The 21,093-nt window shown below is 68.8% G+C and carries 17 protein-coding genes; 12 read left to right on the top strand and 5 right to left on the bottom strand.

Annotated features, from left to right (window positions below):
- Positions 1–79: 79 nt before the first annotated feature.
- Together SYV04_RS16810 and SYV04_RS16805 are read right to left on the bottom strand one after the other, a co-directional pair.
- Positions 80–1,300, bottom strand: coding sequence for a serine hydrolase domain-containing protein (locus SYV04_RS16810; protein ID WP_321546806.1), 1,221 nt, complete (start codon positions 1,298–1,300; stop codon positions 80–82).
- Positions 1,301–1,400: 100 nt separating this feature from the next.
- Positions 1,401–2,348, bottom strand: a complete 948-nt coding sequence (locus tag SYV04_RS16805; RefSeq protein ID WP_321546805.1) for a hypothetical protein — start codon at positions 2,346–2,348, stop codon at positions 1,401–1,403.
- Positions 2,349–2,481: 133 nt separating this feature from the next.
- Between SYV04_RS16805 and SYV04_RS16800 the strand changes: the two genes are divergently transcribed.
- The 3 genes from SYV04_RS16800 to SYV04_RS16790 are packed head-to-tail and all read left to right on the top strand — an operon-like array spanning position 2,482 to position 7,449.
- Positions 2,482–3,789, top strand: coding sequence for a metal-dependent hydrolase family protein (locus tag SYV04_RS16800; protein WP_321546804.1), 1,308 nt, complete (start codon positions 2,482–2,484; stop codon positions 3,787–3,789).
- Positions 3,770–5,449, top strand: a complete 1,680-nt coding sequence (locus tag SYV04_RS16795; protein ID WP_321546803.1) for a VPA1262 family N-terminal domain-containing protein — start codon at positions 3,770–3,772, stop codon at positions 5,447–5,449. Before SYV04_RS16800 ends, SYV04_RS16795 begins: the two co-directional genes overlap by 20 nt.
- A complete protein-coding gene (locus SYV04_RS16790; protein ID WP_321546802.1) occupies positions 5,446–7,449 on the top strand; it encodes a hypothetical protein in 2,004 nt (667 codons plus the stop codon). The genes SYV04_RS16795 and SYV04_RS16790 overlap by 4 nt, the downstream gene beginning before the upstream one ends.
- A gap of 66 nt (positions 7,450–7,515) precedes the next feature.
- Here the strand turns inward: SYV04_RS16790 and SYV04_RS16785 are convergent, their stop codons facing one another.
- Positions 7,516–8,154 carry a prepilin-type N-terminal cleavage/methylation domain-containing protein gene (locus tag SYV04_RS16785; protein ID WP_321546801.1) on the bottom strand — a complete coding sequence of 213 codons (639 nt, stop codon included), beginning with the start codon at positions 8,152–8,154 and terminating at the stop codon, positions 7,516–7,518.
- 141 nt (positions 8,155–8,295) lie between these two features.
- Between SYV04_RS16785 and udk the strand changes: the two genes are divergently transcribed.
- Positions 8,296–8,931 (top strand): uridine kinase, encoded by a 636-nt coding sequence (gene udk, locus SYV04_RS16780; protein WP_321546800.1) that lies wholly within the window; start codon positions 8,296–8,298, stop codon positions 8,929–8,931.
- Between the two features lies 1 nt (position 8,932).
- Here udk and SYV04_RS16775 read toward each other — a convergent pair whose 3' ends face one another.
- Positions 8,933–9,967 carry an alpha/beta fold hydrolase gene (locus tag SYV04_RS16775; protein WP_321546799.1) on the bottom strand — a complete coding sequence of 345 codons (1,035 nt, stop codon included), beginning with the start codon at positions 9,965–9,967 and terminating at the stop codon, positions 8,933–8,935.
- 53 nt (positions 9,968–10,020) lie between these two features.
- On the opposite strand from SYV04_RS16775, the gene SYV04_RS16770 reads away from it, so the two are divergent.
- On the top strand, positions 10,021–10,941 hold the full coding sequence (locus SYV04_RS16770; RefSeq protein ID WP_321546798.1) for a hypothetical protein: 921 nt from the start codon (positions 10,021–10,023) through the stop codon (positions 10,939–10,941).
- A gap of 13 nt (positions 10,942–10,954) precedes the next feature.
- On the opposite strand, the gene SYV04_RS16765 is transcribed toward SYV04_RS16770, so the two are convergent.
- Positions 10,955–13,144: an outer membrane protein assembly factor BamB family protein gene (locus SYV04_RS16765; protein WP_321546797.1), complete on the bottom strand. Its 2,190-nt coding sequence runs from the start codon at positions 13,142–13,144 to the stop codon at positions 10,955–10,957.
- A 110-nt stretch (positions 13,145–13,254) separates the two neighbouring features.
- Between SYV04_RS16765 and SYV04_RS16760 the strand changes: the two genes are divergently transcribed.
- The 7 genes from SYV04_RS16760 to SYV04_RS16730 are packed head-to-tail and all read left to right on the top strand — an operon-like array spanning position 13,255 to position 21,084.
- Complete coding sequence (locus SYV04_RS16760; protein ID WP_321546796.1) at positions 13,255–15,225, top strand: HTH domain-containing protein; 1,971 nt, start codon at positions 13,255–13,257, stop codon at positions 15,223–15,225.
- Positions 15,226–15,274: 49 nt separating this feature from the next.
- Positions 15,275–16,189, top strand: a complete 915-nt coding sequence (locus tag SYV04_RS16755; protein ID WP_321546795.1) for a HEAT repeat domain-containing protein — start codon at positions 15,275–15,277, stop codon at positions 16,187–16,189.
- Position 16,190: 1 nt separating this feature from the next.
- Positions 16,191–16,781, top strand: coding sequence for a hypothetical protein (locus tag SYV04_RS16750; protein ID WP_321546794.1), 591 nt, complete (start codon positions 16,191–16,193; stop codon positions 16,779–16,781).
- A 7-nt stretch (positions 16,782–16,788) separates the two neighbouring features.
- The gene (locus tag SYV04_RS16745) at positions 16,789–18,114 is read left to right on the top strand and encodes a homoserine dehydrogenase (protein ID WP_321546793.1); all 1,326 of its coding nucleotides are present in this window, start codon (positions 16,789–16,791) and stop codon (positions 18,112–18,114) included.
- A 12-nt stretch (positions 18,115–18,126) separates the two neighbouring features.
- Positions 18,127–19,143: a biotin--[acetyl-CoA-carboxylase] ligase gene (locus SYV04_RS16740; RefSeq protein ID WP_321546792.1), complete on the top strand. Its 1,017-nt coding sequence runs from the start codon at positions 18,127–18,129 to the stop codon at positions 19,141–19,143.
- Positions 19,144–19,186: 43 nt separating this feature from the next.
- The gene (locus SYV04_RS16735) at positions 19,187–19,957 is read left to right on the top strand and encodes a type III pantothenate kinase (RefSeq protein ID WP_321547054.1); all 771 of its coding nucleotides are present in this window, start codon (positions 19,187–19,189) and stop codon (positions 19,955–19,957) included.
- Entirely contained in the window at positions 19,954–21,084 is a 1,131-nt protein-coding gene (locus SYV04_RS16730; protein ID WP_321546791.1) for a hypothetical protein, read from the top strand. The genes SYV04_RS16735 and SYV04_RS16730 overlap by 4 nt, the downstream gene beginning before the upstream one ends.
- The last annotated feature ends 9 nt before the right edge of the window (positions 21,085–21,093 follow it).

Genomic DNA, 21,093 nt, shown 5'->3' with positions numbered 1-21,093 from the left:
ACTAGGTTTTGATTGAAAGACTAATAAAACACGTGTTTCGACAAAGTCTGTTTTGTCGGGTATTGGGTCGCCGAAGGGTTCAGGGTTCGAGATCCTTTCGGGCCGCTGCGCGCACTTCATCGATCAAGGTGTCCTCCGGGCCGGTGATCTGCCGCTGCACCATGACGACGACCCAGGTGCGCGCCTTGGGGTCGACCCAGAACGTCGTGCCGCCCACGCCGCCCGTCCACCCGTAGGCGCCGACGTTCAGGCCCCCGGGACGAACGCTCTGTGGCGTCTCGATGCAGATGCCTCCACCCCAGTCCGCCCGATCGAGGACGAACTCGGGGTGCTCGATGCCGTCGGGGATGAGGTTCGTCCGTTGCAACCGAAGGGTTTCGGGCTGGGCGATCCGCACGCCGTCCAGCTCGCCCTCGTTGAGCAGCATCTGGCAGAAGCGCGCGAAGTCACGGGCGGTCGAGACGAGACCGCCGCCACCGGACGGCACTCCTGGCGGCGTGGTGAACAGGCTGGCCTTGCGATCATCCTGCACGGCCAGCGCGCCATTCTTTCGCACGTAGTTGGTGGCCAGGCGCGGCAGCTTCTCGGCGGGGACGTAGAAGGCGGTGTCGACCATGCCGAGCGGCTCGAAGAGGTGCGTCCGCAGGAAGTCCTCGAAGCGCTGCCCCGATGCGCGCTGGATCACCAGGCCCAGCACATCCAGGGCGAGCCCGTAGTCCCACTGGGTTCCCGGGTCGGCGGCGAGTGGCAGGCTGGCGATGCGCGTACCGAACTCCTCGAGCGTGCGCGGCGGCGGCAGCTCTCCTTCGTGCGGTGGGGTCAGGCGGAAGTTGCCCAGACAATCGAGGCCGTTTCGCCGGTAGAGCTCCGCGGCGGGTCCCTCTTGCCAGACGTGCGGAATCCCAGCGGTGAGGGTGAGCAGGTGGCGCACGGTGATGGGTCTGCTGGCAGGTCGGGTCTCGGAGCCGTTTCCGGTCGCGACCCGCATGTGCTTGAAGTCCGGAAGGAGCTCCGCGATCGGCTGGTCGAGCCCGAGCGCGCCTTTCTCGATGAGCTGCAGGGCCGCCAGCCCGGTCACCGGCTTGGTCATGGAGGCGATCCGGCAGATCGTCTCCGGACCGAAAGGGAGCTCGGTGTCGAGCGCGATCTTGCCGGCCGCCAGCCAGCTGGGCGCGGCGTTCGGAATCTTCACCGCCGCTGTGATTCCCGCCTGCTCTCCGTCGCGGACGACTCGGTCCAGCAGCGCCTGGAGGTGTGGGTACCGCGCCAGGTTCGCGGTGTGCGTTTCATTGACCGACATGTGTGCGCTCCCAGGGCTGGGACTTGTCAGCTGCGAATCGACTGGTGCCGATTCGCAACTGGTTTCAATCTAGGAGCGGTGGACGCGAAGATGCAAGGGATTACGCGACCAGCACGGTGAGCCCCTGGAGCAGGTTCAAGGCCTGCTCCCGAGAGGGGACACCCGCCTCGCGCACGAGCCGCGCGGGAGGAGTCTGGCTGCTCACCTCTTGCTCCAGCGCGCTCAGCGTCTCGCGGCGAGCCTGGAGCAGGAGTTCGCGCTGCGCGGGGGTGAGGCGTCCGGCGGCCCAGGCATCGACGGCCCAGGCCAGCTCCGCGTGGCGCAACTCGTCTCGCGAGATGGGACGCAGCGCGCGGCGCACCTCCTCGTCACCGGCGGTGCGCGCCTGCCAGCCCGTGACCAGGGCGCCAAAGGTCTCGCGCACGCAGCCCTCGACGGCGTTCTCGGTACACATGGCCTCCAGGGAGCGGGGCTCGAAGGGGCGGATGTCCACCTCGGGCATGCGCGCTCCGTGGCGCAGGGCGAGCGCCTGCATGGCGCGGGTGTGATGGACCTCATCTCCGGCTGAGCGCCGCGCCGCCTGCACCAGAGCCTCCGGGGCGCCGTGGGCGGCCAGCTCGTCGGCGAGCCGGAGGAAGGCGGGAACGGAGGCGGCCTCCAGCCATGCCACGTGTGCGAAGAGGGCGCCCAGCTCACAGTCCGCTCCTTCGTGCGGATGGGCTTCCTGGAGTCCCTCGGGCCGGCGACCATCGTTGGAGCAGGTGATGTAGCTACAGGAGAGGTACTTCGTGCCTCCGTCCGGAGTGCGGGTGCCGCAACTGGTCAGCGGGGCTCCCTCGGGATGCTCGGGGCAGGTGTCGCACGACACGCCTCCGTCCGGCTTGAGCTGGATGTTCTCGGTGGTCAGCGTGATCGGCCCCCGGACACATTCGGGGTCTCCGTTGCAGGCCGCCAGTGGGAGCGAGGGTGCGGTGAGCAGCAGTCGGTACAGGGTGCGCCGCAACACGCGATTCTTCGGGAACAGCTCGCTCTTTCGGTGATGGTTCATGGAACCCCCCTTGGGTGGTTCCAACCCCCGGCCTGGTTGGAGTGGCCCGCCAGCAATGCCAGGCGAGCCATGCGCGGGAGTATAGCTTCGCCAGCCTTGACTCAGTGGTGTGAAGTCTCCGGAATGTGCCGCCATGCGATACTTCCTGCTGGTCGCGCTGTTCTGGGCGTGGGGCGCCTCTGCCGCTGAGCCCTCCAAGCCTCGGGTCCTCAAGGCCGCACGGCTCTTCGACGCGAAGGCCGGCAAGCTCGTCACTCCGGGGCTGGTCGTGGTGGTGGACGGGAAGATCACGGCGGTGGGCGCGCGCGCCACCGTGCCCGCCGGGGCCGAGGTGCTGGACCTGGGAGATGCCACGCTGCTGCCCGGCTTCATGGACGCTCACACGCACCTGACCGGTGAGCCAGGGGAAGACTGGCGGCAGGACGTCATCGATTACATGCAGCGCACCACCGCCGAGCGCACGCTGGATGCGCTGCCGTACGCGCGAGCCACGCTGAGGGCGGGCTTCACCACGGTGCGCAACCTGGGCGCCGAGGACTTCATCGACATCGGGCTGCGCAACGGCATTCGTCGGGGCAACGCGGAGGGGCCTCGCATCATCGCTGCTACCACGGGGCTGGGGACCACTGGCGGCCACTGTGATGAGGGTAACTCGTGGCGCAAGGGCTTGCTGGCCGACGAGGTGGGGCGGGGAGTGGCGGATGGCCCCGAGGCCCTGCGCGCCAAGGTGCGCGAGAACATCAAATATGGGGCGGACGTCATCAAGGTGTGCGCCACGGGTGGGGTGCTCAGCCTCAACGCCGACGTGGACTCGCCACAGCTCACCCAGGCGGAGCTGGACGCCATCGTGGACGAGGCCCACGCGCGCAAGCGCAAGGTGGCCGCGCATGCCCACGGGGCGGAAGGCGCCCGGCGCGCGGTCCGCGCGGGGGTGGACTCCATCGAGCATGGCTCCTTCCTGGACGACGAGGCGCTGGCGTTGATGAAGAAGAAGGGGACGTACTACGTGCCCACGGCCATGGCGCTGAGGGGCGTGCGTGAGCGCTTCGAGAAGGGGCTGCTGGCGCCGCAACAGATCCCCAAGTTCCAGGCGGCCTACGCCGCCTCGCGGCGCACCCTGGCCACGGCGATCACCAGCGGCGTGCGCATCGCTTTTGGCACGGACGCGGGAGTCTTCTCCCACGGCAAGAACGCGGGAGAGTTCGCGTTGCTGGTGGAGGCGGGCATGACGCCGGCCAACGCGCTGCGCACCGCCACCACCGTCAACGCGGAGCTGCTCGGGGTGGCGGACACGCTGGGCGCGCTGGAGGCCGGAATGCTGGCCGACGTCATCGCGGTGCCGGGCGATCCGCTCCAGGACATCCGCCGCACCGAGCAGGTCTTCTTCGTGATGAAGGAGGGCGTCATCTACCGCAACGACCGTGCGGCGGGCGGGCGTTGATCACGAGCGAGGAGGAAGACGCATGTCCTCGATCCAGAATCTGCCTGCTGTGGATGTGTTGGCGCGCGCGGAGGAGGACTTCGCCGGAGCCGAGCTCACGCTGCTGTATGACCGTGTCGATGCCGAGGACAAGCGCCTCCTGGTCTTTGCGGTCGTCGAACTTCTACACGAGAACCTGGAGTTCGGCCCTGAGCTTCCTGTGGACCATCGAGACAAGGACTCGTACGTCCGGCTTGGCAAGTCAGGGCACGAGCTCAACCTGCGCCGTGTCCGGCTCCCGGTTCGTGAGGCGCTCGAATGGTACCGGCGCTGTGCCGCGGGGCAGGGGACGGTTCCTCGCACCGCTTACGAGAAGGAACGCTCGCCAGACAAGGCGCCTTTCACACTCCATCTCCCATCGTTCGCCGAGGAACCGCCCTGGCCTCATGTGGTGCTCGAATCAGAGTCGTCCTTCTGGAGCCAGGCTCCTTTCTGGGGACACCGTCCAGGCGGGACGCGGCGCCACCAGCTCATCGCCGAGAGCAAGAATTTCACGGTCTCGGCCTGGGATGAGCGGTCCGAGGATATGGCTCGGGAGTGGCTGAAGGACCGCTTTCCTGTCGATATCTTCGAGCGGCCGCGTCTGCTTGGGTCGATCCACCTGGTGCTGACCAATCCGGTGTTCGGGAAGGTCCACACGCGGCTGAACGCGGAGGATCCCTCCCAGCTCTTTCTGCAGGTGCAGCGATGGCCAGGACGGGCTCTCTCGGGGCTCCGCTTGCACATACGGCAGGAGCGGCCCACGGGCTCCATGGCCCTTCATGTCGTCCCGCTCGAGCACTCGCTCACGACGCTGCAACTGGCATGCGATCCGCACACGGTTCCCTATGAGATCGTCAGTGAGACCCATGGGCTGCTGTATGCCAGCACGCCCTCGGTGTTCGCCCGCCAGGTGCAACTGAGCGTGCATGTGGAGCGCACGGTTCGCCAGGTCTCCGTTCCGGCGAGCTCGCGCAAGCGGGGGAGCGAGACCTATTCGGTATCCATCGCCGGTGCCGGCGAAGTCCTTACCAGCACCAGCGAGGAGGTTCTCCGCCCCGCACTCGATGCGATCCTCGAGGATGACCAGGACTTCCGACGGCGGAAGCATGCTCTCCAATTGGGCCAACGGTGGTTCGACGGCCATGTGGAAGAAGCCACGAAGTTCATCCGAGGGCTCATCCAGAATGCGAGCCAGGATGTCCTCGTCATCGACGCCTACTTTGGCTGGACGGAGCTCCTTCGGTACGCACTCGCGCTCAGCGTCCGTGGGGCGAAGATGCAGATCATGACTTCGAAGGAGTATCTCGAGAAGAAGCCCGAGGAGGACAGCCCCTTCACTCATGGCGTTTTGCTCGCGGATGCGTTGCGCCAGGTGCGCGCTCAGGACCCCTCGTTGGATATCGAGATCCGGGTGGGCATGGGGGACAAGCCGCCTGTTCACGACCGATTCCTCGTGCTGGATGAGGATACGGTCTGGATGCTGGGATCTTCTCTGAATGAACTGGGGAATCGCGGCACGACCGTGATCCGCCTTCCGCACGCTCAGCCCGTCCGAGAGCCGCTGCTCCAGCATTGGGCCAAGGCCCTCCCGCTGGACGCCTTCATGGCTCGTCCACGCACGGTGCCCAATCCTCCATGAAAGACCCTCGCTTCGACTGGGACAGGATCGAGGTGGCTTCGTACGAAGCCCGACTCCGCAAGGAGGAGCAGGACCTCCTTGCCACGCTGCCAGACCTGAGCACGCTCCGTGAAGGGCTGCTCGCATGGTGGAGGGGATTCGTCGGGCCCCTCCCGGACTCGGGGGACACGGCGGCCCTGGCGGTTGCGGCGCTTCGGCTCAAACGTGAATTCTCCAGCAGGGCGAACGCACAGCTCCAGCCGCTCATCGAAGCCCTTTCCCACTGCATCACTGGCGATGCGGGTGAAGGGGCCATGACGCGCGTTGCCAAGCGCTTGCTTGCCAAGGAGATCGGTCACGCCACGGCGCTGGGAGCCGTGTCCGCAAAGGTCTTGAATCAGAGCGAGGCCTTCGCTCACCGCCGCGCAAGCGACTGGATGGCGTTTGATGATGCCTTCCTCGCGAGTTGCCAGGCGGATGCGGAACTGCGGAGTCGTTGGGTTGCCGTGCTCGAAGAAGTCCCAGAAGAGATTGAAGCCTACGTGGAGGTTTACTCGGGTGAGCAGCACCTCCTGGCATCGCTGCGCGAAGAGGAGAAGGCGTTCTTGCAGCGCAAGGACCCGACGCGGTTGTGGCAACAGCGCAACGACTTCATCCGGTTGTCGGCAGACATCACTCAACGGCTGAGGTTCCTGGCGGTACTGGAGTTCCCAGCCGTGCTCCGGGTGCTGGAGCGCATTCCCTCCGCGGCGGTTCTGGAGGAGGTATTCGGCTGGGTCGGCTTCCAGAAAGATCAGGACTGGATCCTGCGCGCCCTTCGGGAAGCGGCACCTGTTTTCGATGCGCAAGAGTGGACGGGAAAGCGCGCACTGCTGCCTTGGGTCCTGGCCATCGTGAGGTACGCCGAGAGGCTGGAGGAGGCGGTCTCCTGGGCCGCGAGGAGCCAGCAGGCCACAACCCCTCCCGCGCAGGAGGTCCTGGAGTCCCTGCGTCGCAGGGAGTTGCCCGAGTGGTTCCGAAAAGCCTTCGGTGTACTCCTCGATCGTCCAGACGGGCAACGTGTCGCCATCGAGTTCGCGGTCTGGCTTGCCGAGGAGACGCAGCCCGCCAACCAACGGCAGTGGTCTGCACAGCGTGCGGCTCTGAACGAGCTGCTCGTGGTCCTGCCTCTCCGGGGGATTCAGCTGGAGGCCATCGAGGCGACGATGAAGCTGGCGGAGAGGAAGAGCCAGATGCCCTTCTTCCTGGTCGGCTGTGGAGTGGAATTGAAGCCCGAAGTCACCAGTCCCTCATGGGGAATGCGCACCCGTGAGGTTCGTGAGGCCGTGTGGCAGTGGTACATCCGGATGCTCGCGACGGAAGAAGAAGGGGTCCTCTCCCAGGTCAACCCCTACAGGCCCGTGTCGTGGCCGTTCCGCTTCACCGGGGCTGTCCTGGCGGGGTTCGAGGAGCCTGTTCAGCAATGGCGAGACGCCCGGGCTCGGCTGTTCAAGCAGCGCCAGCTTGCGCGCTTCCGCGTCGACGGCGAGCTGCTCGAGCCCAGCCGGCATCTCGTGCGCACGGGATTGAGCGCCATTCGGGTGCTCGCCTCGGAGCCTGTGAGCGCGCGATCCGCCGGGCATGCGCGCCAGCTCTGGCACGACCAGCTCGAATTCCTGCGGTACCTCGTGTTGGGCCAGGCGAAGAACCCGTTGCTCCTGGGGCTCCACGAAATGGCAAGGGCCTTTGCCTTCATGTCTGCAGCCTTCGGGGAGGAGTGGCGAACCGAGTTCGCGACGGTCACTCCATTGCTCCAGTCCAACGCGGTGCTGGCCCTTCGAGCCGCTCACTACCTGCTCGAGAGCGGAGTCGAACGGCAGTCCCTCAGGGAGACCTTTGCCCGACATGGGATGAACCTGAAGGACATCGGAGAAGAGGCCCTGGCAGTGGAAGTTGCCAAGCCGGACACCGAAGCCACGGTGAAGCTGGAGGAGATCGTTCAGGCCATCCTGGGGGAGGAGGCCCTCCCACGTCGCATGTAGGGCCATCCGAGAGAGGCTCGGGAGATCGCTCCCCCGAGCACACGGTGGCCTGGTTGTCAGCGACTGTCAGTTGCAGTCGGCGTCGTCGACGACCATGAACGGCTCGCCCGCGGGGACCAGGGTCGGGGAGCCGATCGGGCACATGGCCATGAGCTCGCCATCGGCCGAGGCGATGGCCCAGGTGTCCGCGGTGTCCATGACGTCGTCGTCCACATCGCCGGCCGCGTAGGCGAGGTAGTCCCAGAAGGGGTACTCGCAGATGCCGTAGATGCCTGCCTGAGTGCTCACTCCGACGGAGGTCGCGTCGCCGTCCCAGCTCGCCGCCGCCAGCTCGCTGACGTTGAAGAGCCACGGGAAGGTCGGGTGGGCGAAGGTATCGACCGCGATGCACCGATCCGACATGTTCTGCATGGCGTTGAGGCTGCTCCGGTCCTCGGCGCTCGAGCAGGGCGCTTCGAGCGAGTAGCTGTAGCGATTGCCACGAGGCGGATCGAACCCAGGGACGTGGATGTTGTAGGGCTTGCTCTGCTGCAGGCTCATGCTCGCGTGCAGGCTCTTGAGGTTGGTGATGGCCTCGGACTGGCGGGCGTGGGTCTGCGCCCGGTGGAATCGCGGCAGGCCGATGGCCAGCAGAACTCCGGCCACCACCAGCACGACCATCAGCTCGAGACAATTGAAGCCACGGCGTTGCGAGGACAGGCTCATGATGCCCCCTTGTTTATTGAGAAATTGAGGAAAATCTAGTGATCCATGCAATCTCCGCAAGGACAAACCGGGCAGGCGAGAAAGTGTCCACCCCAGGACACCACCTTGCGCTGGCCCTGCCTCTGCGGTAGGTGGCCCGCCATGTCGTCACCCCTCGTCGTGGGCATCGCGGGCGGTACCGCTTCCGGCAAAACCACTGTGGCCCGGAAGGTCCGCGACGCACTGGCCGACTGCCGGGTCGCCTTCATCGATCAGGACTCGTACTACCGGGACCTGGAGGACATGGCGATCGAGGACCGGCGCCAGGTCAACTTCGATCACCCGGACGCGTTCGACACCGACCTGCTCGTCCAGCACCTGCACGAGCTCAAGCGCGGCCACGCCATCGAGAAGCCCGTCTACGACTTCCGCACCTCCTCGCGCATGCCGAACACCGCTCGCGTGGACCCCGGGGACATCATCCTCATCGAGGGCATCCTCGTGCTCCATATGAAGGAGGTGCGCGACGTGATGGACGTGAAGATCTACGTCGACGCGGATGACGACCTGCGCATCCTCCGGCGCCTCACCCGCGACATCAAGGACCGGGGCCGCGACTTCGACCACGTCGTCAGCCAGTACCTGCGGCACGTGCGCCCCATGCACATGGGCTTCGTCGAGCCGTCCAAGCACCACGCCGACATCATCATCCCCCACGGCGGTAACAACGACATCGCCATCGGCATGCTGGTGGGGGCCCTGCGCGCCCGGCTGGCGGCGCCCCCCGTAGGGAAGTAGCTCAGCGCAGCCGGCGCAGGAAGTCGCGCACCGGCCCGTGCATGCGGCGCGTCTCGGTGAGCAGCGCGCCGTGGTCTCCCGCTCCCTGCAGCTCGTGGTAGCGCGCGTTCACCCCGGCGGCGCTCAGCAGGTGGTACGTCTCCCGCACCCGGGCCGGCGGCGCCAGCACGTCCGAGACGCCCGCGATGAGCAGCACCTTGGCCTGGATCTTCGGCAGGAACTCCGTCAGGTCACACCCCGCGTAGGCGGTACACAGCAGGCTCCACGCGTTGGCGTCGAAGGAGGCGCTGAACGCCTCGGCGTCCGCCTCCAGCGCCTTCTCGGCCACGTCGATGTCGCGGTAGCGGGCCACCAGGTTCTCGCGCCCGTAGAGCATCCGCAGGTACTCCAGGCGCAGCTTGCGCAGCGTCTTCCGCGGGCCCTCGTTCGCCGTGTAGAAGCCCTCCTTGTATTCGGGGTCCAGCCAGAGCATCTGGTGGAACATGCCGATGCGGTCCCGCAGCTGCTCGGGCAGCGTGCGCGCCGCGCCGATGGCCACCACGCCGCCCACCATCTCGGGAAACAGGGCCGCGAGCCGCAGGGCCACCTGGCCTCCCAGGCCCACGCCCAGCACCGCCCGCACCCGCTTGAGCCCCAGGGCCCGCAGCAGCGCCGCCACCGTGCGCGCCATGTCCAGCACCGTCAGCAGCGGCAGCGCCGGGCCCAGCTGCTGCCCGGTGAAGGGATCCTCGGTGAGCGGGGAGGTGGTGCCGAACGGGCTGCCCAGCAGGTTCACCGAGAGCACGTGCTGGCTGGTGGGATCCAACGGGCGCTTGTCGCCGATGAGCTCCCGGCCCCACCCGGACGGCTGGTAGGGCGAGCCCTCCAGGGGCCCGAGCGCCCGGTGCGACTGTGCCAGGTCGTGCAGCAACACCACCGAGTTCTCGCCTGACGGTTCCCCATAGGTCTCATAGGCGACCTGGGTGCCGTCCAGCAGCCCCCCCTCTTCGAGGGGAAGCGGTACCGTCAACAGGTGGATTCCCGTGGCCTGGATCACTCAGGGGAATTCTCATATCACTGTGCGCCCGAACGCATCAGGAGAGTCTCTGAGTGAAGCGCTACTTTGGTGTTCTCGTCATCGTCGCAGGGGTGATTCTCGGCTCGGTCATGTTCTACCGGCGGCTGAGTTCCCAAGCCCAGGAGGCTCAGCGCGAGGCGGACCGGGTCAAGATCCAGAGCGACTACCTGGAGCGGGTGGGGTGGATGCGCAGCAACCCCGACGAGGAGTCGTATCGGGAGGAGCTGGCCCCCTTCTTCAAGGTCTACTTCGACCAGGTCAACGGCCACCTCGACCGCTACAAGGGTAACAAGGAGTTCGACACCTACCTGCAGGAGCTGGAGCGGCGGGCCGAGGGTGGCAAGGACGAGAAGTCCGCGGACCGCAAGGCCGTCTACGAGTACACCCGCAAGGTGTTCGACTCGTTCCGCAACGGTCGCTACAAGCCGCTGTGGACGGCCACCGATCGGGGCATGCGCCTGGACGTCATCGGCGCGGACGTGGAGATGGTGCAGGGCACCCCACAGGTGCGCTTCCGGCTGCTGCTCTGGGGCGCCCAGCGGGAGATGAAGGACGACGGCAAGGTGAAGAAGATGATGACCAGCGCCGCCTTCGACACGATGTGGAAGCTCACCGATGCCAAGGGCAAGCTGGTGGGCGAGATCCGCGGTGGTGATCCGTCCATGAAGACGGACTGGCCCGAGCGCTACATCTCCGAGTTCCCGCCGCAGATGGTGCTGGGCCACTACGACATGGACCTGGTGCCCAGCGAGGTGTCGAAGATGGAGATCACCTTCAAGGTGTCCTCGCGCGCCTCCACGGGAGGCACCGCGTCGGCCACGTACGTATGGAAGGTGGAGCCGGTGCCCTCGGAGTGGAAGCTCGGCGCGGGTGAGACGTGGAAGGACGCCACCGTGGACGAGCGCCCCGAGGAGGAGATCGATCCGTCGAAGGCCGCCGCGCAGGACGAGTAGTCGCGCCCGCGCCTCAGCCCTCCACTACGGTGAAGTGAGTCCCCAGCCGGTACGCGCTCAGCGTGCCGGCGTCGTCCAGGAAGTAGAGCCCCAGCCGGGCGTCCGCCTGCAGCGACACGAGGCCCGCTCCGGCCTGGACCTCCGCCAGCACCTGTCCGCCCTTGGGGTCCACGGCCCGCACCTGCTCGCCGGGGATGAGCACCACGCCGCGCGAGGCCCGGGCCGGCAGCGCGCTGGCGAGCGGCTCTCCTACCGCGCCGACGCGCCAGCTCAGCTCCCCGGAGGTGTCCACCCGCACGGCCGCGCCGCTGGCGGAGGTGACGAGCACCCCGCGTGGCAGGGCCGTGAGCGCGAAGGGGCCCACGCCCATGTGCAGCGGGCGCTCCCACAAGAGCTTGCCCCGGGAGTCCAGGCACAGCAGCAGGCCTTCCTGGTCCCGCACTCCAGCGAGGTAGACGCGGGTGCGGACCGGCAGCGGCGCCGACGGTGTGGACAGTTGGAACTCGCGCGTCCACGTCACGTCCCCGGTATGCGCATCCGCGAGCAGCAGCGCGTGGTGCGTGCCCCGGCCCAGCGTCGCCACGAAGCGCTTGCCCCAGGCCACCGGTGTGCCGTGGAAGGGCAGGGGCGCGCGCATCCGGAAGCGCACCTGTCCGTCCGCGATGTCCACTCCATATAAGTAGCCTGAGTCCGTGGCCACGAGCGCCCGGTGCCCCTGGGTCGCCAGCCAACTGCGCTGCGTGCGCGGGGGCGCGAGGCGCCACACCTCTCGGCCTCCCACCTCGGCGAAGGCCAGCACCGTGCGCTCCTCGGACAGGGTGAGGAGCAGCCCGTCCTCTCGCATCAGCTGGGGGCCCAGCGGCAGGCCGTCATGGTCGTGCAGCCAGCGCGCGCTCGGGCCCGCGCCCACGAAGCCGTAGACGCGATCGGCGTCCGCCGCCACCACGTAGCCGTCCACCGTGGCCGCCACGCCCTTGGCCGCCTCGCGCCGCCACTGCACCTGCCCATCCTTGCGCGCCAGCCCGCAGGCCAGCTCGCGCGAGCAGAACACCACCCCCTGTCGACCCAGGTGGAGGCCGCCATGCTCGGCGCCGGCCAGGCCCTTCTGCTCCCAGCGCCGCTCGAAGCGCAGCCGGCGCAGGCGCCCGGGGACGGGCAGCGGCTTGCCGGCGCCGCGAGAGGAGGCGCCACGCCCCCGAGCCTCGCCGGTGCTCTCCGGAGGCTGCACCGGGCCCCGCAGGTGGGACAGGCCCTCCCGGCACCGCTCCGTGAGCTCCACCAGATAGGGGTTGCTGGCCTGGCTTCGCTCCCGCTCGGAGATGGCGAGCGCCAGCGCCTGTCCCAGGTGGAACATCGCCGCCGCCAGCGCCGTGCCATCCACCGCGAAGGGCGCGCCCGAGCCCAGCCGGCCCTTGCCCGAGGCCAGCTCCAGCGCGAACCCGGGCCGTACCCCGGCGGGCTCGAAGGCGAAGCGCGGCTCGCCCAGCTCCACCGCGCGCGCCAGCTCCAGCGCCTGCCGGGACAGCTCCAGCGCCGTGAGGAAGGGCGGCCCCGGTGTACGCCACGCCGAGGGCTGTCCGGGCAGCGCCAGCCACACCTCTCCGGCGCACAGCAGCGAGCCCAGCGCCGCGCCTCCGCCCCGCTCATAGGTGCGCAGCAGGTCCGCCGGGTCCTTCAGCTCGAAGCCGAAGCCTGGCTCCTCGGAGGGTTCCACCCGGCGGGTGAAGGCCTCGGGCGCCGACTCCTTCCGCACGGCCAGGGGACCACCGAGCAGGCGCAGCGCCTCGTCCAGTCGCCGGGAGAGGGAAGGGGAGAGCGCGTCGGGCGCCACGCGGGAGAGGTCCACGCGGAAGCCCTCGCCGCACTCGCGCGCCGCCTCGGTGAACTCCTCCAGGTCCACCCGCACCGGAGGGCGCAGCAGCCGGGCCGGGCGCCCCAGGCTCACCACGGACACTTCAATGTCCACGCCGGCCCGCCGCAGCACCAGTTCCAATCCCGCCTCCGCCAGCGACACCTGTGCCAGCCGGGAGCGCCCCGCGTGCAGGTCCGCCGCCGCGCCCACCAAGGTGGGTACCACCTCGGCCAGAGGCTCCTCGCCGGCGCCGGACAGCAGGTCCATGCCGTCCAACTCCAAAGCGATGGAATCCACCGGCGGGGCCGAGGGTTCGCGCTTCCAGCGCTGTCCGAGACGGAACCGGGTCATCCTTTCCCTTCGTTTCCCTTCGTTGACAAGCCAGAATACCGGTGGCTAGCATCCGCCGCCCATACGGACCTACATTTTTGTAACCGTTCGAAATTCTTGGGGAATAGTCGATGACATTTTACGAGGCCGCGCTCCGTATCCTGGAGAGCGAAGGTCGTCCCCTCCACTTCCTGGAAATTACCGAGAAGTCCATCGCCCAGAATCTGCTGTCCCATGTCGGAAAGACGCCAGAGATGACCATGCTGTCGCGGCTGGCCGCGATGGCACGAAGGACGCGTGACCGCAAGGTCATCGTCACCGCGAAGGACACCTTCGCGCTGGTCGACTGGGCGCTGCCGGAGGACGCGGAGGCGTTGGCGCAGACGGGAGTGGTGGAGGCGCATCCAGAGGAAGATTTGCCGCCGCTGCGGCCGGTGGAGCGCCACCCGGAGCCGCGCGGGGACAATGTCCGCGTCGCGGGCCGTGGCAGTGAGCGCAAGCGCCGCCGGGACGAGGAGGAGGAGCGCGGTGGAGGACGCAAGCGCCGCTTCCCGCCGCTGCCGGAGGTGGTGTTCGAGATCCTCAGCGACTCGGAGAGCGGGCTGCGCGCCGAGCAGCTCATCGAGCGGGCGCGCACGCGCGAGCTGTGCCCCGAGGACGTCACCGTGGAGGCGGTGCTCACCGCGCTGCTGGAGGACAACCAGCGCCGAATCGACGCGGGCCGCCGTCCCCAGTTCGCCTTCAACAAGCAGACGAGCGAGGTGGTGACGCTGGAGCGCGCGGGCGCGCCAAGCGAGGCCCCACCGCTGGAGCTGCAGGCCGCGTTCGCCGCCGCGCTGGGCATCCCGTTGAAGGATGGCCGCCCGGTGCTGGGCAAGGCGGAGGCCACCGCGGTGGCCGAGGCCGCGGTGGACCCGACGCTGCTCACCACGCTCAAGACGACGCTCAAGGACGTGCGCCGCTCGGTGGCTCGCTCGCTGCGCAAGCGCCTGGGCGAAGTGGATGTGGGCACCTTCGAGAAGTCCGTCGTGAAGATGATGCACGCGCTGCACTTCCGAGAGCTGAAGGTGGCCAAGCGCTCGAAGGAAGGCCCGCTGCTCACCGCGCGCAAGCGCGAGGGCAGCGTGGAGTTGCGCTTCGCGGTGCGGATGCTCAAGGGCAACCCCGCCATCGACCGCAAGACGGTGCAGGAGCTGCGCCGGGACCTGAGCCACTACTCGGCGCAGGTGGGCCTGCTGGTGAGCGCGGGCGATGTGCGCGGTGACGCGCGCTCCGAGGCGCAGGCCAGCGGCTCGCTGGTGATGCTGTGGTGCGGTGACGCGCTGGGCGAGAAGTTCCTCGAGGCGAAGACGGCGGTGACCGTCACCCAGGTGGAGCTCTTCGACATCGACGAGCGCTTCTTCGAGGCGGCGAAGCTGGACGCCGAGGAGGCGCAGAAGCGCCGCGAAGAGCGCCAGCGCGAGCGTCAGGCCCGCGACGAGGACAAGCCGGAGAAGCCGGCTCGCAAGGCCGCCCGAGTCGAAGTCGAGGCCGAGGGCGAGGACGAGGAGGCCCGCGTCGAGGAGCCGAAGGCCGAGGAGGCCGTCGCCGAGGCTCGCCCGGCTCGGCCCGCCCCGGAGTCCCCCAAGCCCGCTGCCGCCTCCGCCTCCGAGGAGGAGGACGAGGAGGGCGAGGAGGGCGACGAGGAAGGGGAGGATGAGGACCTCGAGGCCGCCAGCGCCTTCGTGGCTGGTGGGGGCTCACGCCCCGAGGGGGCCGCGAGCGCCGAGGGTGGATCCGCCGCGGGTGAGCGCAAGCGCCGCCGCCGTCGCCGTCGAGGCCGTCGGGGCCGTGGTGCCCGGGCCGAGGCGGGTGCGCCGGGTACGACGCCGGCCGGAGGGACTCCGGTGGTGGAAGGCTCCGCGCCCGCCGCCGCCGACGCGCCCACGGGTGAGGCTGCTTCCTCGGATGGCGAGCTGGTTCGGCCGCCCGAGCCCGCAGCGGTGGCGGCGGAGCCTCCCTCGCAGGCGGCGGAGCCTTCCCAGGCCCCGGAGCCTGCTCGGACGGAGGAGCTTCCGCCTCCCGCGCCGACCAGTGGCCCTTCCGAGGGGAGCGCCACCTGACGCAGTGCAAGGGACGCGGGTGGGGAGAGTGGGTTAATGTAGAGGTGCCATGAAGCCGGCCCTGCTCCTCACCGCTTGCGTCTTGCTGCTCGGCGCCTGCCGCTCGCAGGCGCCGCGCTACCCGGTGGAGGAAGTCCGGCTGTCCGGAGCCACCCTCACCGACAACTCCCAGCTCGGGATGGCGCCGGAGCAGGTGCGCGAGCTGTTCAGCACCACGCTGAAGGACAGCAAGCGCTTCGAGCTGCTCGGTGAGGAGAAGCCGCGCGAGGTGCGCCCCTGGCGGGTGACGCTGGAGCTGCCCTTCACCCGCGAGGTGCTGAAGGACGATGGCCCGCACACCTATGCCGAGGTGGGCGCCACCCTGGTGCTGGAGCGCTTCGGGGGCGATCTGCCCGAGCGCTACGAGGTGGTGGGGCTGGGAGAGGTCCGCGTGGAGGCGGACACGCCCGAGGCGCGCCGCACGGCGTTGCACAGCTCCCTCGAGGCGGCGCTGCGGCAGGTGTCCGAGTCGGCGGCGCTGCAGCTGGCCACGCTCGATCGGGACAACGCCGGGCTGTTGCAGGATCTCCAGTCCTCGGATCCGCGCCTGCGTGAGTTCGCCCTGCGCACGCTGGCCGAGCGCGGGCACCCGGCGGCCGCGCCGCTGCTCATCGAGCAGCTCAAGTCGAGCGACGCGGACACGGTGCGCCGGGCCATCGGAGCGCTGGTGGAGATGAAGGCGGCCAGCGCGGTGCCTGCCCTCATCGATCTGTCTCGGGGCAAGGAAGTGGGCTTCCTGCAGGAGATCGTCTTCGCCCTGGGCGAAATCGGTGGGACCGAGGCGGAGGCCTACCTGTATACGGTGGCGCAGGGGCACGATCAGCCGGCCATCCAGGCCGCGGCGCAGCAAGCCCTGGATACGCTCTATGCATCTCGCAAGCACGCCTCACCGGAGGCGCGGGCCACGAAGCCCGCGGATCAATGACATGAAGGTCTCTGCCGTCGTCGGAGGGTGGGCCCTGGTGGTCGCGGCCCTGGTGAGTACGGGCTGCGCCAAGAACGTCGAGGTGGAGGAGAAGCCGCGAGGCGCCACCCAGGTCTCCGAGTACTACCCGCTGTCGGTGGGCAACACCTGGAAGTACGTGGTGAACGGCCGCGCCGACAAGATGGTGGAGGTGAAGATCCTCAAGGAGGAGGGCGGCTTCTTCCACGACACCCAGGGTGGGCAGTTGATGGCCGACAGCTTCGGCATCCGCGACCAGAAGCGCTACCTGCTGCGCGGGCCGCTGGAGACGGGGCACTCGTGGACGAACGTGGTGTCGGTATCCTCCACGGAGCGCTACCAGATCCTCCGGGTGGGGGCCCCGTGTGAGGCGCCCGCTGGCGTGTTCAAGGACTGCGTGCAGGTGGAGGCGCGCAACCGCGTGGACGTGGACACCACGCTCGTCAACACCTTCACCTTCGCGCCCGGCGTGGGCCTGGTGCGCATTCAGGTGGAGGCCGAGCGGGAGGGCCGCCGCATCCCCCAGACGTGGTTGGAGCTGACGTCGTTCCAGGTGAAGCCCGCGCAGGGCTGAGGGACATATGAAGGAGATTGGCATCGCGCTGCTGGGCCTGGGCAACGTGGGGCTCGGGACGTATCGGATCCTCGCGGACCACGCGCGGGACATCGAGCGGCGGCTGGGCGCCCGGGTGCGGGTGCGCCACATCCTGGTGCGCGACAGCGGCAGGGCCCGGCCCGAGGATGTGCCCGCGGCGCTCATCACCCGGGACATCGCCCCCATCCTCGCGGACCCCGAGGTGTCGGTGGTGGTGGAGGTGATGGGGGGCCTGTCGCCCGCCAGGGAGTTCCTGGAGAAGGCGATCGCCTCGGGGCGCCACGTCGTCACCGCCAACAAGGCGCTGCTCACCGCGCATGGCGAGGCGCTCTTCTCCCAGGCGCTGGCGCGCGGGGTGGACCTGCACTTCGAGGGCGCCGTCTGCGGCGGCATCCCCATCATCCGCACCCTGCGCGAGGCGCTGGCCTCGGATCGGGTGTCCTCCATCCACGGCATCGTCAACGGGACGACGAACTTCATCCTCTCGGCGATGGCGGACGAGGGCTCCACGTACGAGGACGCGCTCGCTCGGGCGCAGAAGCTGGGCTACGCCGAGGCCGACCCCACGCTGGACGTGAACGGCATGGACGCGGCGCAGAAGCTCTGCCTGCTGGCCTCGCTGGCGTTCGCCGCCCGCGTGTCTCCCAAGGATGTGCATGTGGAGGGCATCACCAGCCTTCGCCCCGTGGACATCACCCTGGGCCGCGAGGCGGGCTACGTGCTCAAGCTCCTGGCCATCGCCCGGCGCCTGCCCGAGGGCCTGGACGTGCGCGTCCACCCGGCCTTCATCCCCGGGGCCAGCCCGCTGGCGGACGTGCGCGGCGCCTTCAACGCGGTGCTGCTCCAGTCGGCGGCGCTCGGGGCCTCGCTCTTCTCCGGTCTGGGCGCGGGCTCGCTGCCCACCGGCAGCGCCGTGGTGTCGGACATCATCGACATCTGCCGCAACCTGCTGGCGGGCGTCTCCGGCCGGCTGCCCATGCTGAGCGCGCCCTATGTCCAGGAGGTGCCTCAAATCCCCTCGGATGAGCGGCGCGGGCCCGTCTACCTGCGCTTCTCCGTGAGCGATGAGCCGGGCGTGCTCGGCCGTATCGCCACGGTGCTCGGCGAGAAGGGCGTGAGCCTGGCCTCGGTCATCCAGCGTCCGGCGCGACCCGAGGATCCGCACGCCACCATCGTCGTCTTCACCCACACCGCCCGCGAGCGGGATGTGCAGGCGGCGGTGCAGTGGATTGACGCGCTGCGCAGCACTCGCTCTCCCACCCAGGTCATCCGCATCGAAGAGGGGCCAGGGGTGCTGAGGGTGGGCGGCTGAGTTGAGGTCGCCATGGCTCCCGAGACTGCCGAGCAGACGCAGGAAGAGCTGATCCTGGGCTTCCTCTTGGAAGGAGGGGAAGACTTCACCTCTGGCGAGGCGCTCTCCAGCAAGCTGGGCCTGTCGCGCACCGCCGTGTGGAAGCGTGTGGAGGCCCTGCGCGGCAAGGGCTACCGAATCGAAGCCATCCCGGCGCGGGGCTACCGCCTGGTGGAGGTGCCGGATCGGCTCACCGCGCTGGAGCTCAACCCGCTGCTCTCCTCGCGCGAGCTGGGCCGCATCATCCACTCTCACGACACGTTGCCCTCCACGAATGAGCGGGCCTTCCGGCTGGCGCACGACGGGGCGGAGCACGGCACGGTGGTGGTGACGGACCAGCAGACGGCGGGCAAGGGGCGGCGGGGGCGCACGTGGGTGTCGCCGCCGGGGCTCAACCTCTACTTCTCCGCCATCCTCCGGCCGGAGCTGCCGCCGCAGCGCGCGCCCGAGCTGACGCTGGTGGCCGCGGTGGCGCTCACCGAGGTGCTGCGCGAGTTCGGCACCGAGGCGTTCATCAAGTGGCCCAATGACGTGCAGATCGGCGGGCTCAAGGTGGCGGGCATCCTCACGGAGCTGTCCGCCGAGCCCGAGCGGGTGCATTTCGTGGTGCTGGGGGTGGGGGTGAACCTCAACTCCCAGCCGGAGCACTTCCCCGAGGAGCTGCGCGGCACGGCCACCTCGGTGGCGCAGGCCCTGGGCCAGCGCGTGCCCCGGGCGGCCTTCGCCGCCAGCCTGTGGACGCGGCTGGAGAAGTGGCTGGACCTGCACCTGGAGACGGGCTTCGGCGCGGTGCGCCAGCGCTGGAAGGCGCTGTCCTCCACGCTGGGGCAGGACGTGCTGGTGCGCACGGATCGCCGGGAGTTCCAGGGCCACGCCGAGGACATCGACGCGGCGGGCGCACTGCTGGTGCGAGTAGAGGATGGCTCGCTCGAGCGGGTGCTGGCCGGAGACGTGGAGCGGCTGCGGCCCCGGGCGACGAACCGGCCGTGAACAGGCCCGCCCCGGGCGCCTTCGCGCTAGAGTACGGCGCGTGATGCTCCTGGTCATCGACGTCGGCAACACCAACACCGTCCTCGGGGTGTACGAGGGCAAGAAGCTCCTGGCGCACTGGCGCGTGGAGACGAGCGCCCGGCGCACCTATGACGAGTACGGCATCTCCGTGCTCCAGCTCTTCGCGTGGAGCGGCATCGATCCCGGCAAGGTGACGGCGGTGGCCGTCTCCAGCGTGGTGCCCACGCTCCAGTTCAACCTGGAGAAGATGAGCGAGCGCTACTTCAAGACGCGCCCCATGTTCGTGGGGCCGGGCGTGAAGACGGGCATGCCCATCCTCTACGACAACCCGCGCGAGGTGGGTGCCGACCGCATCGTCAACTCGGTGGCGGCCTACGAGAAGCACCACGGCGGCCTCATCGTCGTGGACTTCGGCACCGCCACCACCTTCGACGCGGTGTCCCCCAAGGGCGAGTACCTGGGCGGGGCCATCTGCCCGGGCATCAACATCGCCATGGAGGCGCTGTTCCAGAACGCCTCGAAGCTGCCCCGGGTGGAGTTCGCCCGGCCACCCCACGTGGTGGGCCGCAACACGGTGCATTCGATGCAGTCCGGCCTGGTCTACGGGTACGTGGGGCTGGTGGACGGCATCTGCCAGCGGATGCAGGCCGAGCTGGGCTTCCCCGTGAAGGTGGTGGCCACCGGGGGCCTGGCGCCGCTGGTGTCCAGCGAGTCGAAGACCATCCAGGAAGTGGATGAGTTCCTCACGCTCGAAGGCCTGCGAATCATCTACGGAAGGAACCACGCGACATGACGACCGCCTCTGCCGTTCCCGCCGCTCCGGCGGGCTGTCCCTTCACCGCCGAGTTCCTGCCGCCCAACATGCGCAAGCACGTGGACCCGGCCGCGCCGGTGCCGCTGCGGATGATGGCGGCCAAGGGCCTGGTGCCCCTGAGCCCCTCGGACATGCTGGGCGCGCTCTACATGCTCACCTATGACGCGGAGCAGAACATCCGCGACACGGCGGCCAAGACGGCCGGAGGGCTGCCGGACCGCATCCTCGGCTCGGCGCTGCGCGACGAGGGCATCCAGGCGCCGGTGCTGGGCTGGTTCCTGGGGCTGCTCAAGGGCAATGACACCTACGCGGAGATGCTGGTGCTCAACGCCACCACGCCAGACGAGGCGGTGGCGGACGTGGCGGCAGGCTGCAGCGCGAAGCTGGCGGAGATCATCGGCCAGAACCAGCTGCGCATCCTGCGCCACGAGAACATCATCCGCATGCTGTGTACCAACGCGAACGCGGGGCCGGCGCTGCTCGACTCGGTGTGCGACTTCGCGGTGCGCAGCGGGCTGGTGCTCGCGGACGTGCCGCAGATGCAGGCGGCGCGGGTGCGCCTGTTCGGGCCGCAGGCGGTGGCGGCGCCGCCGGATCCGGGCCCCACGGCCGAGCAGTTGATGGAGGACTTCAAGGAGGTGGCGGAGGAAGCCGCCGCCCCGATGGAGGAGGGCAAGCGCCTCAACCTCACCCAGCGCATCATGAAGATGAGCATCGCGGAGAAGATCAAGCTGGCGACGCTGGGCAACAAGGAAGCGCGCACGCTGCTCATCCGCGACTCGAACAAGCTGGTGTGTACGGCGGTGATCCGCAGCCCGCGCATCACCGATGGCGAGGTGCTCGCGTGCGCCACCAACAAGGCGGCGAACGACGAGGTGCTGCGCATCATCTACAACAACCGGGAGTGGACGAAGGTCCAGAAGATCAAGCTGGCCCTGGTGAAGAACCCGAAGGTGCCGCTCACGGTGGTGATGAAGTTCCTCAACAACCTGCGCGACACGGAGCTGAAGGACCTGGCGCGCGACCGGAACGTGCCCGCCGGCGTGGCCTCCTTCGCCAAGAAGCTGATGGAGAAGAAGACGGCCCCGAAGAAGGAAGAGAAGTAGTCCCGGGGC

The organism is Hyalangium ruber (genome assembly GCF_034259325.1).
Taxonomy (GTDB): domain Bacteria; phylum Myxococcota; class Myxococcia; order Myxococcales; family Myxococcaceae; genus Hyalangium_A; species Hyalangium_A rubrum.
This window is presented reverse-complemented; position numbering and strand designations above follow the sequence as displayed.

What these genes read in the sequence shown, in the direction of transcription:
- SYV04_RS16810 (WP_321546806.1), bottom strand. Translation starts at nt 1,300, where the DNA reads ATGTCGGTCAATGAAACGCACACCGCGAACCTGGCGCGGTACCCACAC.
- SYV04_RS16805 (WP_321546805.1), bottom strand. Translation starts at nt 2,348, where the DNA reads ATGAACCATCACCGAAAGAGCGAGCTGTTCCCGAAGAATCGCGTGTTG.
- SYV04_RS16800 (WP_321546804.1), top strand. Translation starts at nt 2,482, where the DNA reads ATGCGATACTTCCTGCTGGTCGCGCTGTTCTGGGCGTGGGGCGCCTCT.
- SYV04_RS16790 (WP_321546802.1), top strand. Translation starts at nt 5,446, where the DNA reads ATGAAAGACCCTCGCTTCGACTGGGACAGGATCGAGGTGGCTTCGTAC.
- SYV04_RS16785 (WP_321546801.1), bottom strand. Translation starts at nt 8,154, where the DNA reads ATGAGCCTGTCCTCGCAACGCCGTGGCTTCAATTGTCTCGAGCTGATG.
- udk (WP_321546800.1), top strand. Translation starts at nt 8,296, where the DNA reads ATGTCGTCACCCCTCGTCGTGGGCATCGCGGGCGGTACCGCTTCCGGC.
- SYV04_RS16765 (WP_321546797.1), bottom strand. Translation starts at nt 13,144, where the DNA reads ATGACCCGGTTCCGTCTCGGACAGCGCTGGAAGCGCGAACCCTCGGCC.
- SYV04_RS16760 (WP_321546796.1), top strand. Translation starts at nt 13,255, where the DNA reads ATGACATTTTACGAGGCCGCGCTCCGTATCCTGGAGAGCGAAGGTCGT.
- SYV04_RS16755 (WP_321546795.1), top strand. Translation starts at nt 15,275, where the DNA reads ATGAAGCCGGCCCTGCTCCTCACCGCTTGCGTCTTGCTGCTCGGCGCC.
- SYV04_RS16750 (WP_321546794.1), top strand. Translation starts at nt 16,191, where the DNA reads ATGAAGGTCTCTGCCGTCGTCGGAGGGTGGGCCCTGGTGGTCGCGGCC.
- SYV04_RS16745 (WP_321546793.1), top strand. Translation starts at nt 16,789, where the DNA reads ATGAAGGAGATTGGCATCGCGCTGCTGGGCCTGGGCAACGTGGGGCTC.
- SYV04_RS16740 (WP_321546792.1), top strand. Translation starts at nt 18,127, where the DNA reads ATGGCTCCCGAGACTGCCGAGCAGACGCAGGAAGAGCTGATCCTGGGC.
- SYV04_RS16735 (WP_321547054.1), top strand. Translation starts at nt 19,187, where the DNA reads ATGCTCCTGGTCATCGACGTCGGCAACACCAACACCGTCCTCGGGGTG.
- SYV04_RS16730 (WP_321546791.1), top strand. Translation starts at nt 19,954, where the DNA reads ATGACGACCGCCTCTGCCGTTCCCGCCGCTCCGGCGGGCTGTCCCTTC.